We start from the raw sequence: 17405 nt of genomic DNA, 5'->3' as shown, positions 1-17405 counted from the left end.
TTTTGTCAGGAGGGCATTGCTCCGCGCCTGATTTAGGCCCAGTTTTTACGCATTATTATCTGTGATGATATTTTGACCAAACACTATGTGGTGTGGAGGGGCTCTTGGTTCAGTTTTTCTCATGGCGGCCGCTGCTGTTAGCGGGTGCTCTCATGTGTGTGGCGCCCTGGGCTGCGGCGCAGGATGCGCCTGATGCAGGGGATGTTATGTCCTCACGTGAAGCGATTGCGCTGCAAAATCAGGTTGCGGCGTTACGGCAGCAATTGGCGCAAGTGCAAAATGCGGCCTCTTTGTCTCCGCCAACGGCGTCAGGGACTGCGCCAAGTGTGACAACGGGGGGTGTGAGTGGTGATCTGACGGCTCAGCTTTTGCAGCGTGTGTCTGCTTTGGAGGAGCAAAATCGCCAGATGCGTGGTGAGGTGGATCAGTTGTCCAACACGTTGAAAACGACGCAAGAGACGCTCTCGAAGCAGATTTCAGACATGCAATTTGCCGCGCAAAATGGTGCGGGCGCTGCGAGTGGCGCTGTTGCAGGGGCTGCAACGAGTACGGCTTCGTCTGCCGTGGTGACGCCAAAAGCAGATTCTGCACCCGCATCGGATGCTACGCCTAAAACGGCTTTGGAAGCACTACATTTCGGTAATGCGGCGCTGCGTGCAGGACATTATACCGAGGCCGAAAGCGATGCACGATTTGCGGTAAAGACGGCAAAATCTGTGCAGGGGCGCATGGATGCTCAGTTCCTGCTTGCTCAGTCTTTGGCGGGGCAAAAGCAATATCGTGATTCGGCTGTGGCGTATTACGATGCGTATGGAAAGTTGCCGAAATCGGCTAAAGCGCAGGACTCTTTGTTGGGTGTGGCAGCGTCTTTAATCGCGCTGGGGGATAAAGCTTCAGCCTGTCAGGCTCTGGATAAGTTGAAGGCAGAATTCCCGTCTCCAGAAGCGCGAGTAAAAGCGGCTATGGCAACGTTCCGTGGTCGTGCTGCCTGCCACTAAGTACGTGATGGATGGCCGGATTTCTGCCCGTGAATTCGCGGTGTGTATGGAGGCTTTGGGGCCATTTTTACCGGATGTTCCTGAAGCCCCAATGGCTGTGGCCGTATCTGGTGGAGCGGATTCCATGGCGCTTGCGTGGTTGATGCGGCGCTGGCGGCAGCATGTTGTGGCGTTTGTGGTGGATCATGGACTGCGCGTTGAGGCGGCGGCGGAAGCTGCTTTAACTGTGGAACGATTGGGGAAGATGGGCATTGAGGCGCGGGTGTTGCGGCTTGCTCCTTTTCCATCAGGTCGTGTGCAGGAGCGCGCGCGGGCGGCACGTTTTACGGCTTTAGAGGCTGCTTGTGTGGAGCGGGGCTGTGTTGATGTGGTGCTAGGGCATCATCAGCATGACCAAGATGAAACGATATGGATGCGTCGGGAGCGTGTGGGAGCGGCGCCCGTTAGTATGGGGCTGCGGGGTATGGCGGCAGAAGTTTTGCGGGGTAGAGTGCGCGTGTTGCGGCCTCTTTTATCGTTTCCGCCGGAGCGCATGCGGGCGACATTGCGGGCTGAATCTTTGCCATGGGTAGAAGACCCTTCCAATCAAAATAGGCGCTTTGAGCGTGTGCGTTGGCGGCAGGATTTGACGGGTGGGATGCGTGAGGAAGCGCGCATTCTTCAGCGTGAGTCGCAGAGTGTGAATGTTGCGTACGCGCAGAGTTTGGCGGTGTGTATGGCGCGTTCTGTTGTATGGCATCCGGCTGGGTGGTGCCGTGTGTTGTTAGATAACATCGGCAATAGGGAATTGGTGCCACAGCTTTTGGCGGAATTGATTCGTATGGTGGCGGGCGCAGCGTATCGGCCAGCGCGTGATGCGGTGGAGCGCCTTGTCATACGTGGGGAAGGAACGTTGGGTGGTGTTGTTCTGAGGCGTGCTGGGCGCTTTGGGGATGGGGTTATCATGTTTCGTGAAGAACGTGCCGTTGGTGAGGCGGTGCCGGCTGAGTCTGGTGTGCAGTGGGATGGGCGGTGGATCGTGCCGGAGAGTGTGCCAAAAATAGGCCCGCCAGAGGGGGGCGCAGGTGATGCTGAAGGGTTACATATTGCCAAGCTGGGGGATCATGCAGCACGTTTTGATGCGCGGCGTTTAGGGATACCTTCTGCGGCATTACGTGTTTTGCCGGGGCTGTATCGTGGGGATTGTTTGCTGCGTGTGCCGGTGTGGTGTGGTGGTGATTTGGCGTTGATTTGGTCTTCCGGTGGTCCCATTACATAAAAATATCCGGCAAAAAAGCGCCATAAAGCTATTTTAAGGTGCTTTATGGGGTGGGAACATGGGCGGAAGAGCCTATGTTAACATCATTGGGGGAATGTTCACGCTGGGGTTCTAGCGTGATGATGGTTCCCGAAAATGACAGAGAATGACATGAACAATCTAGGCCGTAACGTTGCGATCTGGGTCGTGATCCTCATGATCTTGATGATTGGGCTCACAGCTCTTCAGTCAGGTGGTGGACAGCACGCTACTCAACAGATCGCGTATTCTGACTTCATTCATGATGTCGAGAGCCACCAGGTTCGCTCCGTCCTGATTCAGGAGCAGAACGTCAGCGGTACGCTGACGAATGGTACGGCTTTTGAGACTTATGCTCCGTTTGATCGTGATATGATTTCACGCCTGACGAATGCAGGTGTTGAGGTCACAGCGAAGCCACAGGACAGTGGTGAGAATCCTATTCTGCATTATCTGCTGTCTTATGGGCCGATCCTGCTGATCCTTGGTTTCAGTGTGCTGATGTTCCGCCAGATGCAGGCTGGTGGCGGCCGCGCTATGGGCTTTGGTAAGTCCCGCGCGAAGATGCTGACGGAAAAGACCGGCCGTGTGACTTTTGCGGATGTTGCCGGGATTGATGAAGCGAAGAGCGAACTGGAAGAAATCGTTGAATTTCTGAAAGACCCGCAGAAATTTACCCGTTTGGGCGGTAAAATTCCGAAGGGCGCACTTTTGGTCGGCCCTCCGGGTACGGGTAAGACGCTGCTTGCGCGTTCGATCGCGGGTGAAGCAAATGTTCCATTCTTTACGATTTCAGGCTCTGACTTCGTAGAAATGTTCGTGGGTGTTGGTGCGTCGCGTGTGCGTGACATGTTCGAGCAAGGCAAAAAAGCTGCGCCGTGCATTATCTTCATCGATGAGATTGACGCGGTCGGCCGTCATCGTGGTGCGGGCCTCGGCGGTGGTAATGACGAACGTGAGCAGACGCTGAACCAGATGCTGGTTGAGATGGATGGTTTTGAAAGCAATGAAGGGGTGATCCTCATTGCTGCGACGAACCGCCCTGATGTTCTTGACCCGGCATTGTTGCGCCCCGGTCGTTTTGACCGTCAGGTGGTGGTGCCGAACCCTGATGTTGGTGGGCGTGAGAAGATTCTTCAGGTGCATATGAAGAAGGTTCCATTGTCTTCAGACGTGGACCCGAAAACGCTGGCGCGTGGTACGCCCGGTTTCTCTGGTGCTGATTTGTCGAACCTCGTGAACGAAGCGGCTTTGATGGCTGCGCGTCAGGGGCGCCGTACAGTAGGTATGGCCCAGTTTGAGGAAGCGAAAGACAAGGTCATGATGGGGGCAGAGCGCCGCTCCATGATTTTGACGGAAGATGAAAAGCGTTCCACAGCATATCATGAAGCAGGGCATGCGATTTGTGCGCTGTACACGCCGGGTTCAGACCCTATCCATAAGGCAACGATTGTGCCGCGTGGTCGGGCTTTGGGTTTGGTTATGACGCTGCCGGAAAAGGATAATATTTCGTACAGCCGTAAGTGGTGCTTGGCCCGACTGGTCATCGCTATGGGTGGCCGTGTTGCGGAAGAAATTATCTTTGGCCCGGAAGATGTCAGTGCTGGTGCATCTGGTGACATTAAGAGTGCGACGGACCTGGCACGCCGTATGGTGACTGAGTGGGGCATGAGTGATCGTTTGGGCATGATTGCTTATGGCGATAATGGTCAGGAAGTGTTCCTTGGGCACTCGGTCGCGCAGAACAAGAATGTTTCTGAGCAAACGGCGCGTGATATCGATACAGAAATCAAGGCGTTGATTGATACGGCTTATGCACAGGCCAAGCACTTGTTGCTGTCTCATATTGAAGAGTTGCACCGTTTGACGGCCGCAATGTTGGAATATGAAACGCTCAATGGTGATGAAGTGGGCAAGGTTGTGCGTGGTGAGGCGATTGAACGCGTGGAAGATGCGGATCAATTGCCGAATAACCGCCGTGCATCTGTGCCAACGGCACGTCCGGGGGCGTTTGATCCGGCTGCACAAGCTGGATAAGCGGCCTTTGCTTGTGCTGAGATAAGGAAAGCCCCGCTGGCCTGTGCCGGCGGGGCTTTTTTGTGTTCAAAAAAGAAGCAAAAACCTGATTTTTTAAGAAGGGAGTTGGAGCGGGCGTTACGATCGGGGCTATCAGGTATGGCGCGATAGGTGCTCGCGTGAACGAAAAAACATCAGTTGCGTTGAAGTTTGCAGCACAAGGGGAATGTTCCGGCAGATAGGCTTGTACATTTTCAAAAGGCTTCTGCTTCTTTTCTTCAGAAAAAATGGGAGTTCTCTAAGCGGGAGTGTGCAGAACATGTTTAAAAGACGAGAGAGACGGCTTTAGCGCGCATCTTCAGTGAAAGATTAGCCTGTGTGCTACTTTTAATGGACCGCAAACCGCTCTAAGAGGCCTGAGAACGGGTGTATGACGCAGAAAGACAAAAGACATGGCCAGTAAGCGCAAATTCTTTGGGACAGATGGTATTCGGGGTAAGGCGAATACCGCTCCGATGACGGTAGAAATTGCTCAGAAACTGGGGCAGGCAGCTGGTTTGTATTTCAGGAGCAATAGCCAGCGTCGTCATAATGTTGTCTTAGGGAAAGATACGCGTTTATCGGGCTATATGATCGAGTGTGCGTTGGTGGCGGGTTTCTTATCTGCAGGCATGGACGTAACGCTTGTTGGGCCATTGCCAACGCCTGCGATTGCGATGCTGACGCGTTCGTTGCGGGCGGATGTGGGGGTGATGATTTCTGCCTCACATAATCCGTTTACGGATAACGGTATTAAGCTGTTCGGGCCAGATGGTTTTAAACTGTCGGACGAAGCTGAAATCGAAATTGAAACCATGATGGGGCAGGATCTGACGGACCGTTTGGCTGCGCCGGAAGATGTTGGCCGTGCATCGCGTTTGAACGATGCGGCGGGACGTTACATTGAAAATGCGAAGGCATCGTTCCCGCGTGGATTGCGTTTGGATGGCCTGAAAATCGTGGTCGATTGTGCGCATGGTTCGGCTTACCGCGTGGCGCCGAAGGCTCTGTGGGAGTTGGGTGCTGAGATTGTGCGTATTGGCTGTGATCCGGATGGTGTGAACATCAATAACGGTGTTGGTTCAACGCATCCTGAGACGTTGTCTGCGGCTGTGCGTGAGCATGAAGCGGATGTGGGCATTGCGTTGGATGGCGATGCGGACCGCTTGTTGATTGTGGATGAGACGGGCGCCGTGGTTGATGGGGACCAGATTTTGGGTCTCATGGCGTTGTCTTGGAAAGAGACGGGGCGCTTGGCGGGGACATCCGTTGTGGCGACGGTTATGTCTAATTTGGGCTTGGAAAAAGCCTTAGAAGCAAACGGATTGACCTTGCAGCGTACGGCGGTTGGGGATCGGTACGTTGTGGAGCGTATGCGTGAAATTGGCGCTAATTTGGGTGGCGAGCAATCTGGGCACATGGTGCTATCCGATTATGCGACCACGGGGGATGGCTTGATTGCAGCGCTGCAAGTTTTAGCGGTGTGTGTTGAGAAGAAGAAGCGTGCCAGTGATGTATGTCGTGTGTTTACGCCGTATCCGCAGCGTTTAGAGAATTTGCGTTATACGGGGACGAATCCGTTGAATCGCCCAGAGGTTGAGGGCATTCGTGCCCAAGCGGATGAACGTTTGGCGGGGCGTGGTCGTTTGGTGTTGCGTGCCAGTGGGACTGAGCCTTTAATTCGTGTGATGGTTGAAGCAGAAGATCAGGCATTGGTGGATGCTGTGGTCAATGAAACCTGCACGGCCATTCGTAATCTGACAGTGGCTTAATCCGTATGCAGGGGCGTGTTCTGACGATTGCGGGCAGTGACTCCGGTGGTGGAGCGGGCATACAGGCTGACCTGAAGGCGATTACGGCTTTGGGTGGTTTTGGCATGAGTGCCATTACGGCCTTAACGGCTCAGAACACGTGCGGTGTGTATGGCGTGCATTCTGTCCCCGTGGACTTTGTGCAGCAGCAAATTAATGTGGTGTTGCAGGATATTGGGGCTGATTGCTGCAAAATAGGGATGCTTGGGCAAGCGGACACGGTGCATGCTGTCGCTGATGTTCTGGATTTATATCCAGCGTTACCGTTGGTGCTTGATCCGGTGATGATCGCGACGAGTGGTTCATCCCTTATGACGTCTGACGGGGTTTCGGCGGTGAGGGCACGCCTTTTGCCGCGCTGTCAGTTGGTGACACCGAATATTCCGGAAGCGGAAGCGCTTACTTCTGTGGCCGTGCAGGATTTGGAGACGATGCGGCAGGCTGCACGTGTGCTTTTGGCAGATGGGGCTGGTGCTGTGTTGCTCAAAGGTGGGCATTTGCCAGCAAGTGCCGGGGTGGATTCGGATGAATTATTGGATGTATTAGTGCAGGCAGATGGCCGGGAATATGTGTTTCGGCACCCGCGCCTTCAGACGCGCCATACACATGGTACGGGATGTACGTTAGCGAGTGCTGTGGCGACCGGATTGGCGCAGGGTGTGGCGCTGGAGCCTGCGGTGCGGCGGGCGATCGGTTACCTGCAAGAGGCGTTGATCACCGCGCCGGGGTTGGGGAGGGGTCATGGGCCCGTCAATCATGGTGTGAGTATTGCGCCTGCTTGGGCAGTCTTTGAGAAATAGGGCCGGTCACATCATGGGCGTTGTCTGCGTGGCGTGAGCAGGGATTGGGGGGTGTGCGGATGTGGGTAGTGCGGTGGACGCATTATGCTCTTCACGCAGAATATAGCCTCGGCCCCATACGGTAGAAATAACGTTTGCAGCATGAGCGGCTTGAAGCTTGCGGCGCAGTTTGCAGATGAAGACGTCAATGATCTTCATTTCAGGTTCATCGATCCCGCCGTATAGGTGATTCAAGAACGCATCCTTTGTAAGAACTGAGTTCTTTCGGATCACAAGTAGTTCAAGAATGGCATATTCTTTGCCAGTTAGATGCACGATATTCCCATCGACCGTTACGCTCTTACTGTTGAGGTCGAGTTCGATATTGGCAATGCGTAGACGTGGTTCTGCGAAGCCGCGTGAGCGGCGGGTAATGGCTTGTAGGCGTGCGACCAATTCGCCTGCGTCATGTGGCTTGGTAAGATAATCATCGGCGCCCATAGAGAAGGCACGGATTTTAGCCTGTGGGCGAACCAGTGTTGAGAGCACCAAGATTGGTGTGCTGATCCGTGCTGCACGAATGCGGCGGATGACATCATATCCTTCAATATCAGTCAGCATGAGTTCAAGCACGACGACATCGTAATCATAGTGGCGCAGCATCTCGATGGCTTCTTCGCCAAGTGCGGTGTGGTCCACCGTGTAGGATGCGGTACGCAACGCTTGAGTAAGGTGTGTTGCGCTGTTCAGGTCACTCTCAACAAGAAGGATACGCATGTGTTCAACTCCTGGGCTGGTAAGTAGTTGTTTACTACCTTGAGTTGTAATTGTCTAGAAATTAAAGCTTATGGACGCAAATTTTTCATAATTCAGCGTTAATCTGAATTTTGTTCACCTTTTGTTAGGTGTTTTGTGATGAATTTATCATCAGTTAAATGTCTTTAAAGATATGATTTATAATGAAAAATCCTATTTTTCATGAGGTTCTAGAAGGAATTTCTACACTTCATCCAGACCGTGCCATCGGGCATGTCAAAAACATCTCTGGGTTGTGTATGAGTGTTCAGGGGGTCGAATCACTTTTATCAATCGGTGACCGTCTGACGGTGAAGGCGCGTTCAGGAGAAGAAATACAATCTGAGGTTGTTGGGTTCTCGGATGGGCAAGCTCGAACAATGGCTTTTGGAGCATTGGATGGGATTGGGCCGGGATGTGAGGCGCGTTTACCGTTATCTGTTGCGCCAACGGCATCATTGCAGGTGCATGATGGTTGGTTGGGTCGGGTGATTGACCCTTTGGGGGCACCGATGGATGGAAAAGGTACTTTGTCCTCTGCGGGTACGCGGCAAGATGTGAGGGCTGCCCCGCCAAATGCAGCAGCGCGTGCGCGTTTGGGAGAGCGTTTTGACCTCGGGGTGCGGGCGTTAGATGCTTTCGTGACGGCCCGTGTGGGGCAGCGTCTAGGACTTTTTGCAGGTTCGGGGGTTGGTAAGTCTTCGCTGTTGTCCATGTTGGTGCGCGGTGCGACCTGTGACGTGGCGGTGATTGCGCTGGTGGGAGAGCGTGGACGTGAGGTGCGCGAGTTCATAGAGGATGACCTCGGACCGGAAGGGTTGGCGCGGAGTGTGGTGGTGGTCGCGACGTCTGACATGCCGCCATTAATGCGGCGTGATGCGGCGACATCTGCCATGGCGATTGCAGAATATTTTCGGGACCAAGGAAAGTCGGTTCTGCTGTTGATGGATAGTGTGACGCGCTATTGCATGGCGTTGCGGGAAATTGGGTTATCCGCAGGGGAGCCGCCCGCCACGCGGGGTTATCCGCCATCTGTTTTTGCGGAACTGCCAAAGCTTTTGGAGCGGGCTGGGCCGGGTTACCCGGGGCAGGGCATGATTACCGCTTTATTTACTGTTTTAGTGGAAGGTGATGACCATAACGAGCCGGTTGCAGATGCGGTGCGCGGTATTTTGGATGGTCATGTGATTTTAGATAGGCGCATTGGTGAGCAGGGGCGGTATCCTGCCATTGATATTTTGAAGTCATTATCGCGTGCTGTGCCGGGGTGCTTGTCGGCGGAAGAGGCGAGGCTGGCGAAGAGGGCTCGCTCGGTTATGGCGCGTTATGAGCGAATGGCCGATATGATTCGGTTAGGTGCTTACAAGGCAGGCTCAGAGCCGGAAACGGATGAAGCCATTCGTTTGATGCCTGCTTTAACGGAATTTTTGACGCAAGGAAAACATGAGCCCCCAGATGGTGGGGGAGATGTCTTTGAGCGTTTGGCAGTGATTTTAGGTGATGTGAGAGAGTGATGTGATGGAACAGGCCAGCCTTGAAGCGCTCTATGGTTTGCGTAAGCATGAATTGGCAACGGTGGAGCAGGCGTTTCAGCAAGTTATTCAGCGTGAGCAAGAAGCAGAGCAAGCACTCGTGAGTGCGCAACAGAGGATCGTGACGGAGCGGAGTGTTGCGATGGATGCTCATTCCGATGATCGTGCGGTGGAAGCTTTTGGAGCATGGCTGCCTTTGGGGCAGAAAGCAGTGCAAGATGCCGATGCACACCGGCAAAAAATATCTGTGGATCGTGACTGCGTGCGAGCAGCCTTGCTAGAGGCGCGTGCTGCGCTTCATGTGGTGGAGCATTTGCAGGAAGAGGCTCAAGGTGAGCAGCGGCGCAAGGAGCAGCGTGCAGAGCAGCTATTGCTGGATGAATGTGCTGTACGGCCAGAGGGGCTTTTATAGTGTAGGGTTTCCCCCCTTTTGAAGAAGGGGGGAAATGAGGTTAACCGCGCTCGTGGATGGGAGTGAAGTTGCGCTGTTCTGCCCCCATGTACAGTTGGCGTGGACGGAAAATGCGGGCTGCGGGGTCATTGAGCATTTCGTTCCATTGGCTGACCCAGCCAGCGGTACGTGCAACTGCGAAGAGCACGGTGAACATATTGGTAGGAATGCCTAGGGCCTTGAGAATGAGGCCAGAGTAGAAGTCCACATTTGGGTAGAGACGGCGCTGGATGAAATAGTCATCTGACAGCGCAATATGCTCAAGCTCCATGGCGAGGTCGAGCAGGGGGTCACGCTCTAGGCCGAGTTCCGCGATGACTTCATGGCAGGTTTCCTGCATGATTTTCGCACGGGGATCAAAATTGCGGTAGACGCGGTGCCCGAAGCCCATGAGGCGTACGCCGCTTTCACGGCTTTTGACTTTTTCAAGGAAGGCGGGAATGTCTTCACGCGTACCGATGCTTTCGAGCATGGCGAGTACGGCTTCATTGGCTCCCCCATGTGCGGGGCCCCATAGAGCGGCGATGCCAGCGGATATGCAGGCATAAGGGTTAGAGCCTGTTGAGCCTACAATACGGACGGTGGTGGTGGACGCATTTTGCTCATGATCTGCATGGAGCAAGAAAATACGGTCCATTGCTCGGGCGAGGACAGGGTTTACTTTGTAATGATTGCCCGGGCGCGCGAACAGCATGTTGAGGAAATTCGCAGAGAAGGAGAGTTCTTCATCGGGATATACGAAGGGTTCACCGATGGAATATTTGTAAGCCCACGCAGCGATAGTAGGGACTTTGGCAATGAGGCGGCGGGTTGAGAGGTCACGGTCTTGTGGGTTCGCAATGTCGAGGCCGTCATGATGGAACGCGGAGAGTGCTGCGACCGTGCCGCATAAAATGGCCATAGGGTGAGCATCACGGCGGAAGCCGTTGAAGAAGTTACGGACCTGCTCGTTGAGGTAACGGTGCTTGGCCATATCTTTTAAAAAAGCATCAGATTCTGCCTGTGTTGGCAGGTGCCCATAGATCAGCAGAAACGCTGTTTCCATATAGGTGGAGTGTTCTGCCAAGTCTTCGATGGCGTAGCCGCGATGCAGCAAGGTCCCTTTATCGCCGTCAATATAGGTGATGGAACTGGTGCAGGTGGCCGTAGCGATGAGGCCGGGGTCGAATGCGAAAACGCCAAACTCACGGGGGACGCTGCGTGTATCGACCACGTCCGGGCCGACTGTGCCGCTGAGGACGGGGAGGTCCCGCGTCTTGTTATGGGCGCTGAGGGAAGCGGATGAAGTTTTGGGCATGGCACCACCGAGCAGACATAAACACAGAAAGACCCGGGGGAATGCTTCTTCGTAATGCGCGGGGCTGTCTCGAAAAGAAAATATTCACCGGGTGAAACGAGTTACTGCCTTCATACCGTGAAGAAGGGTGGAAAGGCCAGAGCCCTTCTGTGACATGTCTATGGTGTTATGCGCTATGGGCGCTCAGAAAAGACATAAGAGAGGGGCGCAGAGCGTACCATGTTTCTTGTGTGGAAAAGAGTGACAGGCTGGACGGGGGATACCCTGCCATGAGGATTTCGCTGGCGCTGTCCGGAAGGGTTGAGCCGCAGAGTGTATGTACGAGTGAACTGATGGCCGGGTTGTGCCCGATGAGCATTAGGGTTGAGATAGGTTCATCAACCGTTTGGATCGTATCGAGTAAATGCTGATCTGTTGCGCTGTAGAGGCTATCTATAAAGGTGATGGGTGGGTGGTGTATGGCACTATGCTGAAGAGAAATTTCGGCGGTTTGTCGTGTGCGGGTGGATGGGCTGCATATGATGCGCGCACGGTGGTCGGACCAGTCGAGCGCATGGTGTGAGGACAGCGCGTTGAGTATTGCCCCTGTTTGGGTTGCCTGTTGAATGCCGCGTGCGGTGAGTGCGCGGGCACGGTCTCCTTCTTCCGTTTGGGCGTAAGGGCCTGCTTCAGCGTGGCGGAGAAGAAGGAGATGCCGGATCATACGTTGGGCTTTGCTGGTGTATTGCTTTGGGCCGCAATGGCTTCGTGATGGCGGATGACTTCTTTGACAACGAAGGCAAGGAATTTTTCAGCAAAATTGGGATCAAGATGCGCGTTATGCGCGAGTTCACGCAGGCGCGTAATTTGGCGGGCTTCACGGGCAGGATCAGCAGCAGGGAATGATGCGCGGGCTTTGAGCTCTCCGACGGCTTGAGTGCAGCGGAAGCGTTCGGCCAGCATGTGAATAAGAGCCGCATCAATATTATCGATACTGGCGCGTAAGCCTTCGAGTTCCGTCAGGGCGGCGTTATGGTCTGTTGTCATGCGGTGGGCCTCCGACAAAAATTAGGGTGAGTTGAGGTCAATCCAAGCGAGGTGTCCGCCTTTTCCTGCACCAAGATCTGTGAAGATTGCTGTGCCGCCAAGGCGTCCGGTGCGGTGCCATGGGCGGCCATCGGTGGAGCGGCGGTCATGCCCGACATAGACAGTCATGCCTGCGGGGATACGGTTAATCCATGTTAGGCGGCGTTCTGGGTAGCCATCAGGCTGAAGGCGGCCTGTGGTTTCACCAAAAAGGGCACGGGAGAGCGGCGCCGACATATCGCCCAGTCCGGGCGGTGGAGGCTCCATGAGCATGGCGGTATGGAAGCCGCCATGGACGAAGAGTGAGCGGCCGAAGCGTATCCATGCCGGGGCGGCGGCAATGGCGGTGTACGTCTGTTCACGCAACGTCGCGTTTTCGGGGCGGCTGAAGGCTTGGAGTGTATCTTCTAGCGGTGGATCACGGCGGAGGCGGCGCCCTTCTAAGGCGCGACCCAGTTTTCGGTCATGATTGCCGAGGATAAAGAGGCCGCGCTGCTGCTCCAATAAATCCAGCATCAGTTCCATGACGCCGACGCTATCTGGCCCGTGGTCGACGAGGTCCCCTAATTGCAGAACAAACCGATCTGTACGCGCGGCGTGTTGAAAAGCGTTGAGATCACCATGCACGTCTCCCACCACGCGAATCCCATGATCTTGGATTCGAGCGAGAGCTTCGGGGGTGAAGGGCAGGGTGTCGAAAATGATGGGCTCTTTCATGGTTAAGTGAGTATCAAAGGACTTAAACGCAGCAGCGTCAAATTTCGATGCGGAAAATGACGTTGTGGCAGAAGATTATGCTCCGTCAATCATGGCGGAGGCTCGTTTAAGGTCAACGGAGAGTACACGGCTCACACCTCGTTCTTGCATGGTGACGCCGTAGAGGCGGTCCATATAGGCCATCGTGAGTTGATGATGTGTGACGACGAGGAAGCGCGTGCCGGCTTCTTTCGTCATATCTGTGAGTAGCGTGCAGAAGCGTTCGACATTGGCGTCATCCAATGGGGCATCGACCTCGTCGAGGACGCAAATAGGGGCAGGGTTGCAGCGAAATGTTGCGAAGATCAGTGAGAGGGCCGTGAGAGCTTGTTCACCGCCGGAGAGCAGCGACAAGGTTGAGAGTTTTTTTCCCGGTGGTTGCGCGAAGATTTCGAGGCCTGCTTCAAGGGGGTCATCACTCCCGACAAGGCCAAGATGGGCACGTCCACCGCCGAACATGCGGGCAAAGAGTGACTGAAAATGTTGGTCCACCATGGCGAAAACGGCGGTGAGGCGCTCACGCCCCTCTTTATTGATACTGCCGATGGCACCGCGTAGGCGAGCAATGGCGTGTGTGAGTTCGGCGTGTTCACGGGCGATGGTTTCTGCCGTCGTGCGGGCTTCTTCATACTCTAAATCGGCACGTAAGTTGACCGGGCCGAGGGCTTCACGTTCACGCGTTAGGCGGGTGAGGCGGCGGCGGGTTGTTGTTTCGGCGGTTTCGGAAAGGTCTTGTGGGTAGGGTGTGCGTGGGTCTGGGGCTTCGCTCTCAGCATGGAGTTTTGCGTGCGCTGCGGCAGCTTGTTCGGCACGTTCGCTTAAGCGCGCAAGTGTTGCGCGGCCTTCAGAGAGCGTGTGTTCAAGTTGGCGAAGTCGGTCTTGGGAGGTGTGGGCTTTCTCTTCAGCAGCAGTTTCATGCAAGCGAGCCGCTTCTAAGAGCGCTTCTGCGTGGTGCAGGGCCTCTTCGCGTTTTTTTAAGTTGTGGGCGATGAGGTCCGGTTCTTCAAGGGCGCTAGTGTGTTCTGCGCGGAGTGCGGTGACGCGTTCGGTGAGGGTGGTGTGTTGTTCTGCTGTGGTTTGGATTTGGTGGGTGATGTCTTGCAGGCGGGTATGTAGAGCGGTGATGGCGCTTTCGCGGCGCACGGCATCATGTGTGTGTGCTGTGAGGGCCTCTCGCGCTTGATGATGTGCGTCTTTTGTCGCAGTGAGTGCGATGAGGGCCGCGTCTTGTGCGTTGGCGAGTGCGGCAAGATCTGGTCGCTGCGTTAAGGCTGTGCTTTGGGCAGCGTGTTCGCTTTGTAAGCGTGTGTATGTGCTGCGGAGTTGCATTGCATGGGGCGTTAAGACCGCGAGGCGGGCTGAAGCGGTGGTGATGATATGTTCCCGCGTGCTGAATTCTGCACGGATGGTTTGGGCAATAGCGTGTGATGAGGATGCGTGCAGTGCCGCGTCTTGTGCCGTTTTTTGCGCGTTTTTTTGGTGTGCTTCGGCGTGTATAGCAGCGTCTTCTAGAGCCGTAATATCTGGACGTGGTGTTGCCTGATGGAGGTCCAGCGCTTTTGTCAGGGCCGTCAGGTCGTTTTGAGTACGGGTGATGCTGTCTGTGAGGCGCTGCATTTGGTCTTCGGCAGCACGGTGGCGCAGGAATGCTTGGTCACGCGTATGCTGTGTGTGCTCGAGGTCGGTCTGGGCGTTGTTGCGGTTTTGGCGGCATGTGTTGAGTGTGGCTTGAGCGGTTTGAACGTCCTGTGCGAGCGCATCGGCTGCGGCTTTGAGGTGTTCTGGTGGTTTTTGGTTCTGATAGGCGGTTTGCGCGGCGTTTAGGCGTGAGTGTGCTGCTTGAAGGATGCGCGCGGTGTCTTCATTCTTTTGTAAGGCAGTTTCGAGGCGATCTGTAGCGCGGGTACTGAGTTGGGTGTGTTGGGCTAAAGTTGTTCTGGCTTGGCTAAGGGCATGTTCTTCTATGCTGCGTTGGCCGCGTAGGGCTGTGAGAGTGTCTGACGCGGTTTTAAGTGCTGTTTGTGCTGTATGAGTTTGTGCTTGCAACGCGGGAAGGCACGCTTCCTCTGCCGTGATCTCTTTTTTTAGGGCGGTGAGGTTACGACGACGTTCGAGCAAGACGGCGCTTTGGTCTTGTGTTGAGGCTGCACGATGATATCCGTCCCAGCGCCATAATGCACCTTTTGTGGTGACGAGAGAGTGCCCGGGGTGGAGGTGTGCTTGGAGGCTGGGGCCATCTGCGTCATTTGGCAGGAGAAGAATATGGTCAAAGCAGCGGCGCGTAGCGTCAGGGCAGGTGAGCAGTGCGCTGAGTGGGGTGAGGCTGGCGAGTGTTGTGTGGAGTGGTGTTGTGTCGGTTGTATCAAAAGAGGCTTGTGGTAGGAGGCGCCAGCGGCGTGTGGCGGGAATATCGTCTGAGGCGAGGGATGCGTCGATCCCATCTGCTAGGGCCGCTGCAACAGCATGAGTGAGGTGGCTGGGGACGGATAGCGCATCAATAAGAGGATGAGGCTCTTGGGTTGTGTCTTTGAGGCTTTGAGCGAGGCCTTCGGCTTGGCTTCGTTTTTTAAGTAAAGATGCCTCGGCCATACGCTCGGTTGTTTGGGCATCTTCAGTCGTTTTGTGGGCGGTTGTAAGGGCGGTTTCAGCGTGAGAAAGGCGCTCTTCCAGTGATGTGAGGGTTTGCTCGTAAGTGTGAACGGCGTGCGTGGCTTGCTCAAGCAGCGTGGGGTCAGGCTGCTCCGTGCGGCAGTGGGCAACGTGTTGTTCTGCTTCGACGTGGCGTTTTTGGCTGTGTTCATAGTGTGTTTGTGCGTCATCAAGAGCACGCCTGAGGGCTGTATAGCGTTGTGCTCCGGCCTCGGATGCTGCGCAGGCTTGGACCCAGCGGGCATTAAGTGTGTCGAGAGCCATATTGGCGCTATTTTCGGCGGCTTGGTGTGTTGAGAGGGCCGCTTTTGCCTGTTCGAGCGTGGTTGCTAATTGCGCTTTTTGTTCGGGGGTGAGTTGTGCAGAAACGGCGTCATGGTGGGCGGCTTGGTCTTGGGTCAAACGTTGCTGAGTGGTGACGTGGCGTTGTTGAAGGTCGTGTAAGGTTTTTTGGAACGTGCTTTCTTGTTGGCGTGCATCTTGGACCGCGCGGGACGCTTGTTCGCGGGTCAGGCGTGCGTCTTGTGCGGCTTGGCGGGTCGTGTGTTCTGCGTGACGAGCGGTCTCTGCAGCGGTGACGGCTTCATTTACGCGGTGTTGTAAGGTTTCGAGCGGAGGGCCATTCTTGCATTGTTTCTGCAACTCTGCGCGTTCTTGTTCAGCGTTGTTTAGCGTGTGGTGTTCTTGCTCTAATTGTGTCGTCAGGGCTGAGAGTGCAGTGCGTGCAGCGTCTTGTTGTACGCTTTCAAGGTCATAATGCCGCTGGGCGGTATCGTAAGCGCGTTGTTGAGCGTTTTCTTCTGCCATGAGGCGGGTGACGTCCGCAGATAAAGCAGCATGTTCCGTTGGTGCTTTTTGGCGTTCGTTTTCGTAGGCGGCGAGGGCTTCGCGGGTTTCGTGCTCGGTGTTTTGGCTGTCTTGAAAGCGGATGGTGAGAGCGGTGAGGTCTGCTTCGGCTGTTTGTAAACGTTCAGTCGCGCTGGCTGCGGTCTCACGTGCACGGTTGAGGTTGTGACGTGCTGTCTCGGCTTCAAGGCGGAGGTTTTCAACGGTGGAGCGAGCATCTTCGCAGGCTTTACGGGCTGCGGGCAAAGCGGCTCTAGTTTGAAATTCCGCAATCTGCGCTTTTTCGAGTTCTTGTTCGGCTTGTTTTAAGGTTTCTTTGGCACGGGCAAGGTCATCGCGGCTGCGTTGTACGGCGCGATTGGCACGGGCATGAAGCAGGCAATGCAACTGCTCTTCGAACGTACGAATTTGCTCGGAGAGTTCACGGTAAATCTTGGCTTGGCCGGATTGTTCAGAGAGTTGCTCCAGCCGCTCTTCAAGCTGGAGGCGCAAATCTTCTGCGCGAGCAAGGTTGGCTTCGGTTTGGCGGAGTTTCAGTTCAGCATCATGGCGGCGGGCGTGGAGTCCGGTGATGCCAGCGGCCTCTTCCAAGAGGAGGCGTCGTTCTTCGGGTTTGGCAGCAATGAGCAGCCCAACACGGTTTTGGCTGACAATGGCGGAACTGCGTGCGCCGGAGGCGAGGTCCGCGAAGAGGGTTTGTACATCACGTGCGCGGATAACACGCCCATTGATGCGGTATTCGCTGCCAGACCCGCGCTCGGCCTTGCGCGTGACTTCAAGCTCATCAGCCTCATGGAATGGAGCGGGAGCAAGGCCGCGCGCATTGGTAATATGAAGGGTGACTTGCGCGAGATTCCGCGCAGCGCGGGCATTGGTGCCAGCAAAAATGAGGTCATCCAACTCGCCTCCTCGTAGGGCGCGGGCGGATGCTTCTCCCATTGCCCAACGCAGAGCTTCAACGACGTTGGATTTGCCGCAACCATTGGGGCCGACAATGCCGGTCAGCCCCGGGAGGATGTCAACCCGCACTTCATCCGCAAAGCTTTTGAAGCCGCCGATGGTGAGGCGGCTGATCGTCGTGTCAGATGAAGCCAT

General features: G+C 55.2%; 13 protein-coding genes. 7 read left to right on the top strand and 6 right to left on the bottom strand.

Annotated elements, in window-relative coordinates; translation table 11 throughout:
• Window positions 1-104 precede the first annotated feature (104 nt).
• The 5 genes from KB213_RS04555 to thiD all read left to right on the top strand — a co-directional run bounded on the left by KB213_RS04555 (window position 105) and on the right by thiD (window position 6940).
• Entirely contained in the window at window positions 105-998 is an 894-nt protein-coding gene (locus KB213_RS04555) for a tetratricopeptide repeat protein (protein ID WP_249110223.1), read from the top strand.
• Window positions 976-2256, top strand: a complete 1281-nt coding sequence (tilS, locus tag KB213_RS04550) for a tRNA lysidine(34) synthetase TilS (RefSeq protein ID WP_346266663.1) — start codon at window positions 976-978, stop codon at window positions 2254-2256. Before KB213_RS04555 ends, tilS begins: the two co-directional genes overlap by 23 nt.
• A 150-nt stretch (window positions 2257-2406) precedes the next feature.
• Window positions 2407-4311 carry an ATP-dependent zinc metalloprotease FtsH gene (ftsH, locus tag KB213_RS04545; RefSeq protein ID WP_211680822.1) on the top strand — a complete coding sequence of 635 codons (1905 nt, stop codon included), beginning with the start codon at window positions 2407-2409 and terminating at the stop codon, window positions 4309-4311.
• Window positions 4312-4742: 431 nt separating this feature from the next.
• The gene (gene glmM, locus KB213_RS04540; RefSeq protein WP_211680821.1) at window positions 4743-6101 is read left to right on the top strand and encodes a phosphoglucosamine mutase; all 1359 of its coding nucleotides are present in this window, start codon (window positions 4743-4745) and stop codon (window positions 6099-6101) included.
• Between the two features lie 5 nt (window positions 6102-6106).
• A complete protein-coding gene (gene thiD, locus KB213_RS04535; protein WP_211680820.1) occupies window positions 6107-6940 on the top strand; it encodes a bifunctional hydroxymethylpyrimidine kinase/phosphomethylpyrimidine kinase in 834 nt (277 codons plus the stop codon).
• A 6-nt stretch (window positions 6941-6946) separates the two neighbouring features.
• On the opposite strand, the gene KB213_RS04530 is transcribed toward thiD, so the two are convergent.
• On the bottom strand, window positions 6947-7696 hold the full coding sequence (locus KB213_RS04530; RefSeq protein WP_211680819.1) for a response regulator transcription factor: 750 nt from the start codon (window positions 7694-7696) through the stop codon (window positions 6947-6949).
• Between the two features lie 182 nt (window positions 7697-7878).
• Here KB213_RS04530 and fliI point away from each other — a divergent pair, with 182 nt between their 5' ends.
• Entirely contained in the window at window positions 7879-9228 is a 1350-nt protein-coding gene (gene fliI / locus KB213_RS04525; RefSeq protein WP_211680818.1) for a flagellar protein export ATPase FliI, read from the top strand.
• A 4-nt stretch (window positions 9229-9232) separates the two neighbouring features.
• Window positions 9233-9658, top strand: coding sequence for a flagellar FliJ family protein (locus KB213_RS04520; RefSeq protein WP_249110221.1), 426 nt, complete (start codon window positions 9233-9235; stop codon window positions 9656-9658).
• A gap of 40 nt (window positions 9659-9698) precedes the next feature.
• Here the strand turns inward: KB213_RS04520 and gltA are convergent, their stop codons facing one another.
• From gltA to KB213_RS04495, 5 genes are all read right to left on the bottom strand, one after another.
• On the bottom strand, window positions 9699-10994 hold the full coding sequence (gene gltA, locus KB213_RS04515; protein WP_211680816.1) for a citrate synthase: 1296 nt from the start codon (window positions 10992-10994) through the stop codon (window positions 9699-9701).
• 166 nt (window positions 10995-11160) lie between these two features.
• The gene (locus tag KB213_RS04510; protein ID WP_211680815.1) at window positions 11161-11697 is read right to left on the bottom strand and encodes a SixA phosphatase family protein; all 537 of its coding nucleotides are present in this window, start codon (window positions 11695-11697) and stop codon (window positions 11161-11163) included.
• Window positions 11694-12020, bottom strand: a complete 327-nt coding sequence (locus KB213_RS04505) for a chorismate mutase (protein ID WP_211680814.1) — start codon at window positions 12018-12020, stop codon at window positions 11694-11696. Before KB213_RS04505 ends, KB213_RS04510 begins: the two co-directional genes overlap by 4 nt.
• Window positions 12021-12041: 21 nt before the next feature.
• Entirely contained in the window at window positions 12042-12776 is a 735-nt protein-coding gene (locus KB213_RS04500; RefSeq protein ID WP_211680813.1) for a metallophosphoesterase, read from the bottom strand.
• Between the two features lie 75 nt (window positions 12777-12851).
• Complete coding sequence (locus tag KB213_RS04495; protein WP_211680812.1) at window positions 12852-17405, bottom strand: AAA family ATPase; 4554 nt, start codon at window positions 17403-17405, stop codon at window positions 12852-12854.

The organism is Neokomagataea anthophila, assembly GCF_018122595.1.
Classification (GTDB): Bacteria; Pseudomonadota; Alphaproteobacteria; order Acetobacterales; family Acetobacteraceae; genus Gluconobacter; species Gluconobacter anthophilus.
This window is presented reverse-complemented; position numbering and strand designations above follow the sequence as displayed.

Excerpts from the sequence above, each read along its gene's own strand:
- ftsH (WP_211680822.1), top strand. The coding sequence starts at position 2,407 with ATGAACAATCTAGGCCGTAACGTTGCGATCTGGGTCGTGATCCTCATG.
- glmM (WP_211680821.1), top strand. The coding sequence starts at position 4,743 with ATGGCCAGTAAGCGCAAATTCTTTGGGACAGATGGTATTCGGGGTAAG.
- thiD (WP_211680820.1), top strand. The coding sequence starts at position 6,107 with ATGCAGGGGCGTGTTCTGACGATTGCGGGCAGTGACTCCGGTGGTGGA.
- KB213_RS04530 (WP_211680819.1), bottom strand. The coding sequence starts at position 7,696 with ATGCGTATCCTTCTTGTTGAGAGTGACCTGAACAGCGCAACACACCTT.
- fliI (WP_211680818.1), top strand. The coding sequence starts at position 7,879 with ATGAAAAATCCTATTTTTCATGAGGTTCTAGAAGGAATTTCTACACTT.
- KB213_RS04520 (WP_249110221.1), top strand. The coding sequence starts at position 9,233 with ATGGAACAGGCCAGCCTTGAAGCGCTCTATGGTTTGCGTAAGCATGAA.
- gltA (WP_211680816.1), bottom strand. The coding sequence starts at position 10,994 with ATGCCCAAAACTTCATCCGCTTCCCTCAGCGCCCATAACAAGACGCGG.
- KB213_RS04510 (WP_211680815.1), bottom strand. The coding sequence starts at position 11,697 with ATGATCCGGCATCTCCTTCTTCTCCGCCACGCTGAAGCAGGCCCTTAC.
- KB213_RS04505 (WP_211680814.1), bottom strand. The coding sequence starts at position 12,020 with ATGACAACAGACCATAACGCCGCCCTGACGGAACTCGAAGGCTTACGC.
- KB213_RS04500 (WP_211680813.1), bottom strand. The coding sequence starts at position 12,776 with ATGAAAGAGCCCATCATTTTCGACACCCTGCCCTTCACCCCCGAAGCT.
- KB213_RS04495 (WP_211680812.1), bottom strand. The coding sequence starts at position 17,405 with ATGGCTTCATCTGACACGACGATCAGCCGCCTCACCATCGGCGGCTTC.